The organism is Myroides sp. TSA_177.3 (assembly GCF_052691955.1).
Map to the genome: position 1 here is coordinate 48,812 of NZ_JBQZGD010000019.1, position 15,111 is coordinate 63,922.

Here is a 15,111-nt window from a genome sequence, read left to right on the forward strand (position 1 = left end):
TATAGGATTGGCTTTTTTTTATTCTTTCATGATTTTTACTTCTTCTCCTTGATTGGTTTTTAAAATATACATGCCTTTTTTCAAATCAGATAAATCAATTTTTATTTCTTCTTGTTCTGCTTTTACTTCTACTTGTTTCACTACTCGTTGACCTAAATCATAAATCGTAAATTGTGTAGCTGTAGCATTTAGTATAGAAATGGTACCACTTACGGGATTGGGATAGGCAACTAAGTTTCGTCTTGGATGCAGGTTATTCAAGTCAATTTCATCTAGACAGATGTTAAAAGGATCATTAGGATTATTAGGGTTAAATCTTTCTTCTCGCCAACTATGTGAAGTTATACAGCACCAAGTACTCCATTCTTTACAAAGGGTTCTTACTCTAAATCGCAAGCATTTACTTGTTTTTCTTGCCATGGCATAAAATGTTGCTGGTGAAATAAAAGGTTCATTAATTTCTATTTGATGGATTTGTTGATCTACAAGATGTGGGGAATATGAGCCTCCACAACAATAGCCATCATAAATGTATTCAATTATATAAGGTCCTCCTACATTATTCCATTTTACATAACCTTTTGGTTGAATCATTCCTCCATTCTCATCATGTTTAATCATGACATTCAAAGGTGATGGATCAGGATTTGAGCTTATAAAAATAATATCAGCCTCAGGATCTGTAGACTCAGCTTCTAAAAGATACGTATAACCAATGGCATTGGTAAAAGTTGCTTCTACTTTCACTTCGTATGATCCGATAGGAAGTGGAGTAAGAAATTCTATCGTATAGCTAAATGTTCCTCCGCTAAAATGATTTAAAATGATTCTTGAAGGGGGGATAGAAACGGGAGTTCCATTACTATCAAGTATTTTTAAATTAGAACTGGTGTAAGTTGTACCTTGGGGTGCTGTATAGTTTCCAGTAACAATTACCTTTTTGGGGTTGCAAAGATTATTACTTGGATTCAAGTCAATAAAACCAAATTGAGGAGATTCACAAGGATCCCCCATTCGGATATTGTCTAAATAGACCACGCCAACATCTCCTCCCCATCCACAATCCGCAATCACAAACTGAACTTTGATATCCTCTCTATTTACATATTCTTCAGGAATTGCAATGGTTTGGCAATAAAAGTCTTCCGTATAAAAAAGTTCATCGTTCACTTTGGTCAAAATCAAATCGTTTAAGGAAGCTTTGGCACAAAAGGGAACAGAAGAGATAATATTGTCATTTAGATCCAATAAACGGACAGTAAAAAACGGTTGTACATCATCATCTTCAATATGAGGAGAATTTAAAACAGCCAAATAATCAAAACTTAAGTACTTGGACGTCGGTCTGAAGGTTTGGGTGTAAGAGGTGATGTCTTGTCCTCCGCCTTGATTGTTTAAACGAAGGGAATATTTACCACCACTTGAGCCCACACAAGGATAAGCAATGCCATAAGTGCTTAAAATAGGTTCATTAATTGCAGTCATAAGAGATGCTTTTGCAGCAGCATTGTTCAAGAGGCTAGGTGGAGTAAAAACACTGCCAAAAGTAACGCCAATATTGCATTCAATAATATTAAACATAGTGCTATTCTGATTTCGGTATACTGCAGCGTTCAATGGAATAGAAGCTGGACCTTGTTCAAAATCATTAATCATCTGCGCATAACTCCCACTAGCGAAGAGCAATAAAAACAAAAGGAATACATTTTTCTTCATAATTAATTATTTTGGTTTAAAATAAACTTGAATTTATGTAAAAAAAAACATTAAAAACAAAGTTTTGTGTTTTGTTTTTAGTATAAGTTATTATTTTATTTATGGTAAAATTAATAAAATTACACTTCGTGGGGGCGAATGGCAATTCGCCCCCTATGTTCGATGAATACCGTTCAAAGGATAATAATTCGCCCCCATATTCAACAAATACGATATAAAGTTACTTCATATAGAAAAAGAAAAAATAGAGTATCTCCTAAGGGCACTCTATTTTTTATACAGATTAGAATAGCATTAAAAGGTCATTAAAAACGGATTAAAATGAAATTAAATTTACTTAATCTGTTATTTTTGTGTTAATAATAATATTTTCTTAGTATATATTTGGGAAATAACTAAAAAACCAAAATAACTACAGATGAAAAAAATTACCTTGCTTTTTCTTTTCTTGTTTCATCTTGTTCAGGTATTGGGACAAGAAGTAACTATCGGAACTGGTACAGCTACCATCCGACAACCGTTGAGTAATTGGTATGGTTTTGAACGCTCTGCGGCACTCTATACCGCTGCAGAAATAGGTCGAACGGGCTATATCAACGAGATTGCTTGGTCTATTGGAACAACCAAACCTACAAGACCAATCAAAATTTACTTGAAAGAGGTGGAGGCAATCTCACTTACAGCAGCCAATTGGAATACCTTTATACAAGGAGCTACCCTGATGTATGATGGCCCATTTACCTCTGCTGGTTTAGGGTTTAATTCCATCGCATTTGACGAATCATTCCCCTTTTTAGACCGGACAAAAAGCTTATTGGTTTTAGTGGAGGCAAATGCGGGGGGAAGTGGAAATGGAGATGGAGTCGACGGATTTAATGTCGCAGCTACTTCTATCGCAGCAATGCATTTTACAGCTGCCCGAGATAATGCTATTCCAACGGAGTATCTAAGTTCCAGTTCCAATCGGCCCAATGTTAAACTGACCTTTGGTCAGCAAGTAACCTGTTTTGCTCCCACAAACCTACAAGCCGAATTTATCGGCAGATCTGCTGATGTACGCTTATCGTGGACCCCACGTGGAGAAGAACGCGCTTGGGAAGTATATACAACCTTGCAAGGACAAGCAGCTCCGTCAGATACTACAAGGGGAATCCTAGTAGAAAATACGCCAGCACTCGTAATGGAAGAAGTAGAAGAAGGCGCCTTTTTTGAATTTTATGTCCGAGCGATTTGTCAAGATGCATCAGGGCAAACCAAAACGAAGTGGAGAGGCCCCTTACCGTATTCTTACTTCATCCCTCCAATGTGTGCTAATTTAGATGGAGGCGTAGAAGGATTGCCTCCCTCCGCAACAGATACGTACTACATCTGCGAAGAAGGGCCTGTAGCCCATCGATTAGCGGTTCAATATGTAGATATTAAAAAAACAGATCAGTATCGTGTCGAAGCTATTGAATACGAACCGCCTTTTCCATTTTTTGGCGGAAATGGTATTGCTTTAACAGCAGATGATATTTGGTCGGATATCATTCACCTAGGGTTTGATTTTTGTTTTTATGGCAAGCAATACAATAAAGCATTAGTCTCTACCAATGGAGCTCTTTCGTTTAGTATTAAAAATGAAGTGTCAGGGGGGATGTATACCCCCAATACATTTAGTGCATGGGAATTCAATCAAGCGCTTCCTTTCTTGCCAACAGGAACTTCAATGGGGCCTTTTACCCAAGCCGTATTTGGCGTATACCAGGATTTGTATCCCGCTACTTCCCCGGAAGATTATTCTTTTAATTATCAAGTTTTGGGTACATACCCTTGTCGAGCGTTGGTCGTCAATATGTATCATATGGGCTTGTTTAATGTGCCCTTTAACCCAAATGATATTGAGGGAAGTACACAAACTTCTCAAATCGTTTTATATGAAGGAACGAATATCATTGATGTCTACGTTAAAAATAGACCCGTTAATCGCAATCACAATAGCGGAAATGGACTAATCGGTATCCAAGGAGGAACAAGAACACAATTTCAAGTACCTCCAGGACGCAATACAGGAACATGGACCACAACGAATGAAGCTTGGCGTTTCATTCCCGATGGAGAATCATCAGTCAATTTTCAATGGTATAAAAATGGCATGCCGTTTTCAAGAGAAGAAGTCATTGATGTGATTATTACCGAAGACGTTAATTATACAGCTAAAGCGATGTATCAAAATTGTGAAGGAGAAGATTTTGTTATGGAACGTTCATTCAATTTCATAAAAGAGGATTTTCAAGTGAATGATTTACCAAATTATGTTGTTTGTGGGAGTGTAAAAGATCCTCAAGGTCAGGTAAGCATGAATATTGCACAGCATAAAGACCGTATTTTCGAAGTCTTAGGAGAAGATAGTGTGCGTAAGTATGCGATTGCGTATTATGAAGATGAGGAACTTACCCGAGAGATGCCTGATAGTATTGAGGTAAAACGCAGCACTACGGTTTATGTTAAGGTGACTAATTTAAAAACAAAATGCGTCAAGGTGGCAACATTTGAAGCAATTCGAACAGCTCCTATTCAAGTAACCAAATTAAATGCGGTGTATGCTTGTGAAAGCTATGTATTGCCTGAATTAAAAGAAGGGGAATACTACTATTCAGAAGAAGATGGACAAGGAACTCGCTATCAAGCAGGGGAGGTCTATACGGTAAAAGGAGACTCAACGCTTTATATTTATACCATAGGGGAGCGCGGCTGTGATGGAGAAAGTTCCTTCCAACTCACCATTTATGAACCTATTGTAGCTGATCGCTTTGATAATCAATTGGTCTATTGTGAAAATTACGTACTTCCTTCATTGTCCCCTGGTAATTCATATCATACTGAGCCTCAAGGAAAAGGATTAGAATTAAAAGAAGGAGCGGTGATAATAGAACCCACTATGTTGTATATCTACGCTAAACGCGGAGGGAACGATACGTTTTGTTGGGATGAAAGTAGTTTTACCATTAGTTTTCAAGATTGCCCTATTCCAAGAGGTATCTCACCTAATGGAGATGGTATTAATGATACCTTTGACTTATCCGATTATGGAATTGCTAAAATTCAGATTTTTAACCGCAATGGAGTAGAGGTATATAGTCATGGTCTAGGGTATACCAACCAATGGGAAGGACAGGATAAATCCGGTAACAAATTACCTGCAGGGACGTATTACTATATTTTAATTTCACACGGAAAACAACGAACAGGCTGGGTGCAGTTGAATTATTAATTGGTTAAGGGTTAAGGGTTAAGGGTTAAGGGTTAAGGGTTAAGGGTTAGGAGTTAAGGGTTAGGAGTTAAGGGTTAGGAGTTAAGGGTTAGGAGTTAAGGGTTAGGAGTTAAGGGTTAGGAGTTAAGGGTTAGGAGTTAAGGGTTAGGAGTTAAGGGTTAGTTGTTGTTGCGACGATGAGGTGTGTAGGGACCAGTGGCAATTGGCCTTATGACATGATTTAATATCGATATAACTGATCACCAACAATAAAGCCCATTCTACAGCAGAATGGGCTTTATTGTAAATATATTCGATTACGAATTAACCAATCAAAAACTTCTTAAAGTCTGCAAAGTTCAACGGATGAACGCCATGACCTACAGGGTACTCTTTGTATTGGTGTTTAACTTGTAAGGCATCCAAAATAGGCGATGTTTTTCTAGCCCATTCAACAGGAATGACCTGATCTACCGTACCATGAGACGCAAACAAGCGCAATTGACTGAAATCGTGTTGTTCAAAACCAGGGGTAATGATATTCGTATTGAAGTAACCACTTAAGGCAACCACTTTATTGATTTTCTCCGGATAAGAAAGTGCAATCGCATAGCTTAAAATAGCCCCTTGACTAAATCCTACCAAGTTTATATTGTCTGAATCAATCGCGTATTTTGCTGTTAATTCATCGATGAATTTTACGATTAAATCGCGAGATTCAATGGCTTGTTGATCATCAGAAAACTTATTAGCATCAGCGTCAAAGTGAATTGCATACCAAGCATAACCGTAAGGTGGAACAGGGTAGGGCGCTTGAGCAGATACAATATAATAGTCTTCAGGAAGTTCACTTGCAAATGAAAATAAATCCTCTTCATTGCTACCATAACCATGAAGCAATAGAATTAAAGGATTCTTATCCTTCTTTACTTTAGGTTCTTGAATCAAGTAATTGATTGATAACGATGTTTCCATATTTATGCCGATAATTTGTCAAACCATTTTTGAAAATAACCCCCTATTCCAGGCAGTACGCGTACGTCTCCCTGAATAGAGCCTAAAAAGCTATAGAACCACAAGACAACAAAACAAAGATAAAAGGGAACTGTTGCAATGAGGGAGTCCACATTGGATACAAAATACCCAAAAACATAAAACATCAAATGCAACCCAAACGTTTGCTTGATGTAGAATCCAGCATATTTGTTCTTCGGCTCAATATTCATAAAGATGACAATCATACACCCTAAAATAGTAAGATGTGATGCAAGTGCCATATTCTTTCCGCTTTCAATTTCTTTGGCCGTAAAAGTTTTAATCATAATACTTGAATAATATAAGTTGTTTTTTAGTCAAACTAAAAATTAAATGTTTGCTTGTCAAGGCGAATGGTACCATATACTTTTCCTTGCATCGCTGTTCCTAAAAACGCTGAGTTTTTCGATTTTGACAGGATGTTTTCCTTTCCGAACGTCCAGGTGCCTTCCGTAGAGAATAAGCTGAGGTTAACCTCATTTCCTTCTTGGATACTAGCCGTTGGTACACCATAAATAGCGCGACCTGCTGTTAGTTTTTGAATGATAATCTCAATAGGCAACACGGTATTCAAGGCTCCAAAAGCAGACTCCAGTCCAATAGTTCCGGACGTAGCCATATCAAATTCCAACTTTTTATGCTCGATATCTAAAGGCGTATGATCCGTAGTAATACAATCGATCGTATGATCTAAGACACCCTGTAGTAACGCTTGTCTCGTTGCTTCATCGCGTAGCGGAGGGGATACTTTATGACGGCTATCAAATTCCGTTAATTTAGCATCCGTTAAAACCAACTGATGAACTGCCGCACTACATGTTACCTGTAGTCCTTTTGCCTTAGCTTCGCGGATTAGCTCTACTGATTTAGCTGTTGAAATAGTCGGAATGTGCATTTTTCCACCCGTATATTCCAACAAGAACAAATTGCGAGCTACTTGTAATTCTTCTGCTAAAGGAGGAATTCCTTTTAATCCTAGTGTCGTACTCGTTACACCTTCGTGTGCTACTCCTTTTCCTTTGATGCTCTTATCTTGAGAAAAAGCAAGAATCAATCCATCAAAATCCTGTACATATTGCAACGCAATTTTTAAGACATTCGCATTGTCAATTGCTTTTTTATAATCGCCGAATGCTACAGCACCCGCGTTTTTCATATCGTATAATTCTGCTAGGTCTGTTCCTTCACTTTTTACCGTTAGCGCACCAATTGGAAAAGCTTCCGTTGTTTGTCCGAATGCCTTTTGTTTGATAAAGCTTACAATACTTTGGTTGTCTGTGATAGGGTTGTTGTTCGATTCAATAGCCACTTGAGTAAAACCACTCTTTGCCGCTACTTCTAATCCATGAACCAAGGTTTCTCTCTCTTCATATCCTGGTTCACCAAAGGAAACAGAAGTATCAAACCAACCTGGAGAAACACTTAAATGATCCAATTGAACAACAGTAGCATCAGCTTCTGTAATCGAAGCCGCTATTTTTTCAATTTTTCCGTCTTTTACGTGTATATCCACAACTTGATTGTTGAAAGGACTTGTTGAATCTATGACTTTTGCAGATTTTAAAATGATATTCATTTTAGTGCGAGAATTAAAATTAGTTATGTGTAGTTATTGCGTACAAAAATACTTTTTATTTTTTGGTTTTGCGAGGAAGTATCCGAAGAAAAGAACAAAAAAAATACACCCCTTATCTGGATGTATTATTTTGTTTTTTCACTAATATTTTCGAATTCTCAAAACATTCATTTAGCGCCTGATAGATTTGAAAATCAGTAGCGGTATAAATGAAGCGATCCGATTGGTTGCAGTTTTTTAATGTCTTTATGATATCTTCTTGGGTGATACCCAATAAACCACAAACAATCTCACGGTCATAGCGTGTTTGCATCAAAGCAATCATGTTTTGATCCTCTCGAATGTCCTCGATCTTTTTAAGTTCTTTGGCTTTTCCTTTGAATAAGTTGTATACTGCATCTACAGGGCTAAAGTAACTACCTACCGCAATATTATACGTTGGCATACTTGTACGTCTGTAAAAGTCAACCTGTAGCTTATCATTCAGCTCGATTAATTTAGTATCAACTTCTAGAATTCCAGTTAAGTCGTATTTCTTGATGAAGATTTCAGCCAATTCAATAGACTGTTCCGTCAAGTACAGTTTAAGATTATCGTTGTTTAACCAGTCATTGGTTACCTTTAACTTAATAGGCAAATAACCAGGAAATGAAAAGTGAATCGAGTCGTTGAGGTTGGCAGCGATAGAGAATGAACCATCCCTTTTGCTGACTGTTCCTTTCACTTGGGTGACGTTAATCACGTTGACATCGTCCACTGGTAAAAGCGATTTGTCGTTGTAGATTGTACCTTTCACTTGGGAAGACTGACTCCATGCCGCGAAAGAGATTAGGCATGTAAATAAAAAAACTGTAAAATTTCTCATCATTTTTAAAATTGCTTAAAAATAGTGGATATTTTACAGTTTTATATCTTATTTGAAAAAAATTAACAGATTAACTTCTTCTTGGACGTCTTGGTGCACTGTTGTCACCACTTCTTCTAGAAGAATTTGATGAGCTTCTCTCATTACGAGGGGCTCTGTCGTTTCTGTTTCCTCTGTCACCGCGATCATTTCTGTCGTTGCGATCATTAGAACGTCCTCCGCGATCTGAACGGTTGCTCGTTGAACGATCACCGCCTCTTCTTTCACCACCTCTGTCATTTCTATCACCGCGATCTCTGCGCTCAGAACGGAAACCTCCATCTCCGCCACGTCCACCGCCTCCGCGTCTGTTGTGGTCTCTTCTACCAGCGTTTCTTCCGCCGTCATTATTCGAGATTTCAACATTTACTCGACGATCTTGGTACGTTTCGTTGTTTAAGATAGTCATAATCTTATCCGCATGCTCAGCATCTGTATTGAAGAAAGAGAATCCTTCTTTTACATCTACTTTGAATAAGTCATCACGTCCTAATTCTAAGGTATCACGTAAGTAATCTTTCAAGCTCATCCAATCGAAACCGTCTTTTGCTCCTAAGTTTAAGAAGAAACGAACTGCTCCGTCTGTAGGAACCTCTTTAGAAGATCTTCCTGAAGAACCCACATTAGTTAAGCTATTACCTGATTTTTGGTAGTACTCTAATAAGTGGTTAAACTCAACAGAAACTACTTTTTTGATTAATTCTTCCGTTGTTAAATCTTCCAATAACTCCATGATAGAAGGTAAGAAAGTATCAATTTCAGAACTAACTGCTACGTTTTTGATACGATTAGCAATGTGGTACAACTGAATTTCGCAGATTTCAATTCCTGAAGGAATCGGTTTCTCTTCGAATTTCGTTTTCATGATGCGTTCGATTTGAGAAATCTTACGAGCTTCACTTTTCGTAATAATCACCATAGAAACTCCTGATTTTCCAGCACGTCCTGTACGACCACTACGGTGTGTGTACGTTTCGATTTCGTCCGGAAGTTGGTAGTTTACTACGTGTGTAATATCATCCACGTCAATTCCACGAGCAGCAACGTCTGTTGCTACTAACATTTGAATTTGCTTTCCTCTAAACGCTTTCATTACCGAATCACGTTGTGCTTGCGATAAATCACCGTGTAAAGCTGCTGCGTTATAACCGTCTTCGATTAATTTTTCAGCAATCGCTTGTGTATCTCTCTTTGTTCTACAAAAGATTACAGAGAAGATATTTGGATTGGCATCTGCTAAACGTTTTAACGCTAAATAGCGATCTCTAGCAGAAACTACATAATACTCGTGACTAACATTAGTAGAACCTTGATTTTTATGTCCAACTGTGATTTCAGCAGGATTAGACATAAACTCTCTTGCGATGCTTGCTACTTCAGCAGGCATTGTTGCAGAGAATAACCAAGTACTTTTGTCTTCTGGTGTGTCAGCTAAAATAGAGGTGATGTCCTCATAAAACCCCATATTCAACATTTCATCTGCCTCATCTAACACACAGTACTCAATATGTTTGATGTCAACCATTCCGCGGTTAATCATATCTTGCATTCTACCTGGAGTAGCTACAATGATGTGTGCACCACGTTTGATTTCTCTTGCTTGCTCTGTAATACTCGCCCCACCGTATACAGCTACTGTATGAAGTCCTTTTACGTACTTAGAGTATTGTTTGATTTCATTTGCAATTTGCAAGCATAACTCACGCGTTGGCGATAAAATCAACGCTTGAGTGTGTTTTTTAGACAGGTCAATTTTCTGAATAAGCGGAAAACCAAATGCTGCGGTTTTCCCAGTCCCTGTTTGGGCTAACGCAACAATATCGGTATTTTTTTCTAATAATAAAGGAATTGCTTTTTCTTGGATTTCTGAGGGATTCTCAAATCCCAAATCATTAATTGCAGATACTAGCAATTCATTTAGACCTAATAGTTCGAAATTGTTCATATAAAATTTAAAAATAGCCACAAAGGTACTACTATTCTTTTATAAAATAGGGATTTATATCTATAAAAAAAATAAAAATAATGATTTATGCCGTTGAAATTCGGATTATTTTCATTTTATGACGTAAAATCAAGGAAAGATTGTGAATTATTAAATCCTATACCCGAATTTCTTGGCTCCAAAGTAAGGAATCTCAAAAATGAAATAAGAAGCTCACCTAGTAAATATAAGGTGTATATGAACGGAGGAAATAGAAGAAGAACGGACAAGACTATAGAGAGAAAAACTTTATTTCTATTCTGTTTTTTCTAATAGTACTGGTTTTAAAACGGTTGACTGTTTTTTATCGTTGCTATTTGATGAAGTAAGCAGGAGAGAGGAACGAAAGAAGTAAAAAAAAGAACAGATGTGCTTTGTTTTTACAAAACTACTTGTAATTTTGTCCTAGGAGTTTGAAAATAGTACACAAAATCTACTTGTGTATGAACATTTTAAGATATCATAAAAATATTAGTGGGGACTAAATATATTATACTGAATTCTTAAAGATATATAAACCCTTTGATAGCCTCAAACTTCTTTCTGCTATTGAAGGGTTTTTTTGTGCTTTTTTGTGAAAGAATAAACTGAAACGATGAGAGGGTGAGGCGGTGAGATGTAAAATCCCGTAGTGGCAAATGGCAATTTGCCAAGGAACTGGATAATTCCTGATGAGATGATAAGGCGGTGAGAAATTCTTTTTTAATCGATAAAACTCATGATCACGAGCAGCATGTCACCCTGAGGTAACGAAGGGTCGCATCCCGCGCTCACCTAATACTAGACGGAATTACTGGCGTTGAGTAACGGATGCGACCCTTCCTTCGCCAGGGTGACATACAGAGCGGAGTAACTGATTGGAGTATTGCTTTTTTGATTTTTTGTGAAGTTGTTGGGTTTATCGACTAAAGACAATTTGCAAAAAAGCAAACCTCACAAAGAAATCCTCTCTCACCTTCTCACCACCTAGCGTGAGCTCTGTATGCGACCCTTCCTTCGTCAGGGTGACATACAGAGCGGAGTAACTGATTAGAGTATTGCATTTTCGTTTTTTTGGTTTTTTGTGAAGTTGTTAGGTTTATCGACTAAAGGCGATTTGCAAAAAAGCAAACCTCACAAAGCACAAACCTCAAACCTCACGAAGCACAAACCTCACAAAGCACGAACCTCACAAAGCACGAACCTCACAAAGCACGAACCTCACAAAGCACAAACCTCACAAAGCACAAACCTCACAAAGCACAAAACTACATCACCTATTTCAACAATTGCTCCATATTGCGGTCAAAAATATTGACGAAGGCCTCTTGAATGCTGCCGTCTTTATTTAAGATGATACTGCGTTGAATTTTGGTAATGATCCATTTATCTTTCATGTCATTAAAATCCGTACAACGCAATTCGATAAGGTTAGGGTGTTTATAAGGACTAACTAGTTCTTTCCACTCTTGGTGTTCTCCATCAATACAAACAGAAATTACCTGAATATTTGGGAGTTTTTCCAATAAATCTAATGCTCTCTTGTGACTCGCTTCTGCGTGTGCTAAGCCGTTTTTAGTCCAAACGAACATCAGTGTTTTTTTGTGGATTAACTTTTTGAAATCTACGGGTTTCTCATCTAGGTCAACTAAATCAACCTTAGGCAAGCGATTTTCGTATTTCAAATTTTGAACAGCCGTTTGAATCTTTATGATCTCTTGGTGTTGGGTGGTATCCGTAGAGAGTTTAAAGTAAGCATCAAAGAACTTGTCGTTGTTATTTAGATTTTGATCTTCTAATAAGTAGATCAATGCAATATTGTCTAAAATCGTATTTTTTACCTTCTCATTGCGAATCAAGGTATCCACAACATTGAGCTTGGTGATATTTTTATCAAATTTTGTTTCACTGTCAAAATCAATATCCGACTCATCGCTAATAGAGCTCAGCATGATGGCTAAGTATTTCGTAAAAGAAGAGTAGCGGATGAGATTTTCGTTGTTAAAATCTACCTTATTTCGGAAATCGTAGTAATTTGCAGGTAGTTGCTCGCGAATATCCTCTTTGGTACGCACGTAGTGAGCGATGGGATAAATCTCTTTCTGACTGTAAAAATGAAGGTCTAATTTTGTTTTGGCGTATACGTCAAATTCTGGTCCCCAGCCAATAATTGCCTTACTCCTTAAATAGTTGGTAGTACGAGCAGCATGCGTTGAATCAATAAAACGAATAAATCGATCCACACCATAGTCGTAGTTCTCGTAGCGAGTCGATTCATCTACTAAATTCTTTACCGTTAAGTTCATCAAGTAGTTGTTCTTTTCAGAACCGCGACCAGAAAAGATAATAGAATGATCAAAGTCTCTTGAGTTTAAACGCAGGTGTAAACTATCGTTTTTATCAAAGTACACGTATTGAAATTCAGGGTTAATCCTGTAGATGTACATGCCTGGACTAAGCGAATCAAATTTCTTCTCAAAGCGATTGTTTTCATCTAGGTAGATGGTGTCTAACAAGTCGTTATCTTTGAAAAATAAAATGTAATTGCTCGTTGGGTTTTGTATTTCGCCACTGAAATAGGCCGAGTAATCCGTTGCTTCAAATTTCTTCTGACAAGAAAATAGCAACGTGATTAATGGCAATAAACCATAGCGAATACTTGTATGTAAAAAGTTACTACACATTGTTTTGGGGAATAATGCTAGTTAAAAATTGACGTCGATAGCAAAAGTAAGTTTTACGATTATTTAAACTTGTTAATAGATGGTTAAAATAAGTAATTCAAAATTGAAATAAATAAGAGGGATTAAATCTCATATATATTTAGTAATTTTGCACAAATTAAATCAAACGAGAAATAATGTTAACAGTTTCAAATCTGTCAGTTCAGTTCGGTAAACGAATTTTATTTGATGAAGTAAATGTAACCTTTACACAAGGTAATTGCTATGGAATTATCGGTGCAAATGGTGCTGGTAAATCAACGTTTTTGAAAATTTTATCTGGAGAATTTGATCCAACATCTGGACACGTTATTCTAGAGCCGGGCAAACGTATGTCGGTTTTAAATCAGAACCACAATATGTTTGACGAAAATACCGTATTAGAAACGGTAGTAATGGGAAATAAAGACCTATTCGCGGTAAAGAAAGAAATGGATGAGCTGTATTTGAACTATACAGATGAGAATGCTGACCGTATTGGGGAGCTTCAAATTCGTTTCGATGAGATGAATGGATGGAATGCAGAATCTGATGCAGCTACGATGCTGTCTAACTTAGGGATTTCAGAAGAATTTCACTATACTTTAATGGTTGAAATGGATGCTAAATTAAAAGTACGTGTGTTATTGGCACAGGCTTTATTTGGTAACCCAGACGTGTTGATTATGGATGAGCCTACCAACGACTTGGATTTTGAAACCATCGGTTGGTTAGAGAACTTCTTAGCAAACTATGAAAATACAGTATTGGTGGTTTCTCACGACCGTCACTTCTTGGATGCGGTTTGTACACACGTTTCTGATATTGACTTTGGAAAAATTACGCACTATTCTGGTAACTATACTTTCTGGTATGAGTCAAGCCAATTAGCAGCAAAACAAAGAGCACAGCAAAATAAGAAAGCGGAAGAGAAAAAAGCAGAATTAGAAGAGTTTATCCGTCGTTTTAGCGCGAACGTTGCGAAGTCAAAACAAGCAACTTCTCGTAAAAAGATGATTGATAAATTGAAATTAGATGATATTAAACCTTCTTCTCGTCGCTATCCAGCAATTATCTTTGATCAAGATAGAGAAGCAGGAGATCAAATCTTGAATATCACAGGATTGGCTAGTTCAATTGATGGTGAAGTTTTATTTAAAGATGTGGACTTAAACGTAGTGAAAGGAGATAAAATTGTGGTTATCTCTCGTGATTCACGTGCAACAACCGCTTTCTATGAAATCATCAATGAAAATCGTGCAGCAGATGCAGGAAAAGTAGAGTGGGGGATTACAACTTCTCAGTCGTACTTACCAGCAGATAACCATGCCTTTTTTGAAAACGACTTGACTTTAGTAGACTGGTTGCGTCAATGGGCAAAAACAGAAGAAGAAAGAGACGAAGTATATGTACGTGGTTTCTTAGGAAAAATGATTTTCTCTGGTGAAGAAGCATTGAAAACAGGGCGAGTATTATCAGGAGGAGAGAAAGTACGTTGTATGTTGTCTCGTATGATGATGCTAAGAGCTAACGTATTGATGTTAGACGAACCAACAAACCACTTAGACTTAGAGTCAATTACAGCCTTCAATAACTCGTTAAAAGGGTTTAAAGGAACTGTATTGTTCACTACACACGATAAGGAGTTTGCTCAAACTGTAGGAACACGTATTTTGGAATTAACGCCAAATGGAGTAATCGATCGTTATATGACGTTTGAAGATTACTTAGATGATCCAAAAGTGAAAGAACTAAGAGATAAAATGTATAAATAATTGTTTAGGGTTAACAGTTTACTGTTGACGGTAGATAATCTGAAATATGAAAGACCAATCCTTTTTAGGGTTGGTCTTTTTTTTTTGTTCTTTGTGAGGTTTGTTTTTTGTGAGGTGGTGAGATTGGTGAGATTGGTGAGATTGGTGAGATTGGTGAGATTGGTGAGAGGGTGAGAGGGTGAGATTGGTGAGAGGGTGAGATTGGTGA

General features: G+C 37.3%; 9 protein-coding genes. 2 read left to right on the forward strand and 7 right to left on the reverse strand.

The genetic code is table 11. The annotated features are described in order from the left end of the window. Nucleotides 1–18 precede the first annotated feature (18 nt). A complete protein-coding gene (locus ACUTSE_RS14850) occupies nt 19–1,716 on the reverse strand; it encodes a T9SS type A sorting domain-containing protein (protein WP_445640808.1) in 1,698 nt (565 codons plus the stop codon). A gap of 418 nt (nt 1,717–2,134) precedes the next feature. On the opposite strand from ACUTSE_RS14850, the gene ACUTSE_RS14855 reads away from it, so the two are divergent. Beyond that, nucleotides 2,135–4,969: a gliding motility-associated C-terminal domain-containing protein gene (locus ACUTSE_RS14855; protein ID WP_445640809.1), complete on the forward strand. Its 2,835-nt coding sequence runs from the start codon at nt 2,135–2,137 to the stop codon at nt 4,967–4,969. 303 nt (nt 4,970–5,272) lie between these two features. Here the strand turns inward: ACUTSE_RS14855 and ACUTSE_RS14860 are convergent, their stop codons facing one another. The 6 genes from ACUTSE_RS14860 to ACUTSE_RS14885 form a co-directional block, all read right to left on the reverse strand. Further along, complete coding sequence (locus tag ACUTSE_RS14860) at nt 5,273–5,923, reverse strand: alpha/beta hydrolase (RefSeq protein ID WP_445640810.1); 651 nt, start codon at nt 5,921–5,923, stop codon at nt 5,273–5,275. A gap of 2 nt (nt 5,924–5,925) precedes the next feature. Further along, the gene (locus tag ACUTSE_RS14865) at nt 5,926–6,270 is read right to left on the reverse strand and encodes a hypothetical protein (protein WP_002991695.1); all 345 of its coding nucleotides are present in this window, start codon (nt 6,268–6,270) and stop codon (nt 5,926–5,928) included. Nucleotides 6,271–6,305: 35 nt separating this feature from the next. Then, nucleotides 6,306–7,559 (reverse strand): dihydroorotase, encoded by a 1,254-nt coding sequence (locus tag ACUTSE_RS14870; RefSeq protein ID WP_445640811.1) that lies wholly within the window; start codon nt 7,557–7,559, stop codon nt 6,306–6,308. 112 nt (nt 7,560–7,671) lie between these two features. Beyond that, nucleotides 7,672–8,427 carry a carboxypeptidase-like regulatory domain-containing protein gene (locus tag ACUTSE_RS14875; protein ID WP_002991699.1) on the reverse strand — a complete coding sequence of 252 codons (756 nt, stop codon included), beginning with the start codon at nt 8,425–8,427 and terminating at the stop codon, nt 7,672–7,674. A 67-nt stretch (nt 8,428–8,494) separates the two neighbouring features. Continuing rightward, the gene (locus ACUTSE_RS14880) at nt 8,495–10,408 is read right to left on the reverse strand and encodes a DEAD/DEAH box helicase (protein ID WP_445640812.1); all 1,914 of its coding nucleotides are present in this window, start codon (nt 10,406–10,408) and stop codon (nt 8,495–8,497) included. A 1,295-nt stretch (nt 10,409–11,703) separates the two neighbouring features. After that, nucleotides 11,704–13,110 carry a TlpA family protein disulfide reductase gene (locus ACUTSE_RS14885; protein ID WP_445640813.1) on the reverse strand — a complete coding sequence of 469 codons (1,407 nt, stop codon included), beginning with the start codon at nt 13,108–13,110 and terminating at the stop codon, nt 11,704–11,706. 176 nt (nt 13,111–13,286) lie between these two features. Here ACUTSE_RS14885 and ACUTSE_RS14890 point away from each other — a divergent pair, with 176 nt between their 5' ends. Beyond that, nucleotides 13,287–14,903: an ABC-F family ATP-binding cassette domain-containing protein gene (locus tag ACUTSE_RS14890; RefSeq protein ID WP_445640814.1), complete on the forward strand. Its 1,617-nt coding sequence runs from the start codon at nt 13,287–13,289 to the stop codon at nt 14,901–14,903. Nucleotides 14,904–15,111: the final 208 nt, after the last annotated feature.

Bases quoted from the DNA above. Each gene is read 5' to 3' on its own strand.
- ACUTSE_RS14850 (WP_445640808.1), bottom strand. From the start codon at position 1,716: ATGAAGAAAAATGTATTCCTTTTGTTTTTATTGCTCTTCGCTAGTGGG.
- ACUTSE_RS14885 (WP_445640813.1), bottom strand. From the start codon at position 13,110: ATGTGTAGTAACTTTTTACATACAAGTATTCGCTATGGTTTATTGCCA.
- ACUTSE_RS14880 (WP_445640812.1), bottom strand. From the start codon at position 10,408: ATGAACAATTTCGAACTATTAGGTCTAAATGAATTGCTAGTATCTGCA.
- ACUTSE_RS14890 (WP_445640814.1), top strand. From the start codon at position 13,287: ATGTTAACAGTTTCAAATCTGTCAGTTCAGTTCGGTAAACGAATTTTA.
- ACUTSE_RS14860 (WP_445640810.1), bottom strand. From the start codon at position 5,923: ATGGAAACATCGTTATCAATCAATTACTTGATTCAAGAACCTAAAGTA.
- ACUTSE_RS14865 (WP_002991695.1), bottom strand. From the start codon at position 6,270: ATGATTAAAACTTTTACGGCCAAAGAAATTGAAAGCGGAAAGAATATG.
- ACUTSE_RS14875 (WP_002991699.1), bottom strand. From the start codon at position 8,427: ATGATGAGAAATTTTACAGTTTTTTTATTTACATGCCTAATCTCTTTC.
- ACUTSE_RS14855 (WP_445640809.1), top strand. From the start codon at position 2,135: ATGAAAAAAATTACCTTGCTTTTTCTTTTCTTGTTTCATCTTGTTCAG.
- ACUTSE_RS14870 (WP_445640811.1), bottom strand. From the start codon at position 7,559: ATGAATATCATTTTAAAATCTGCAAAAGTCATAGATTCAACAAGTCCT.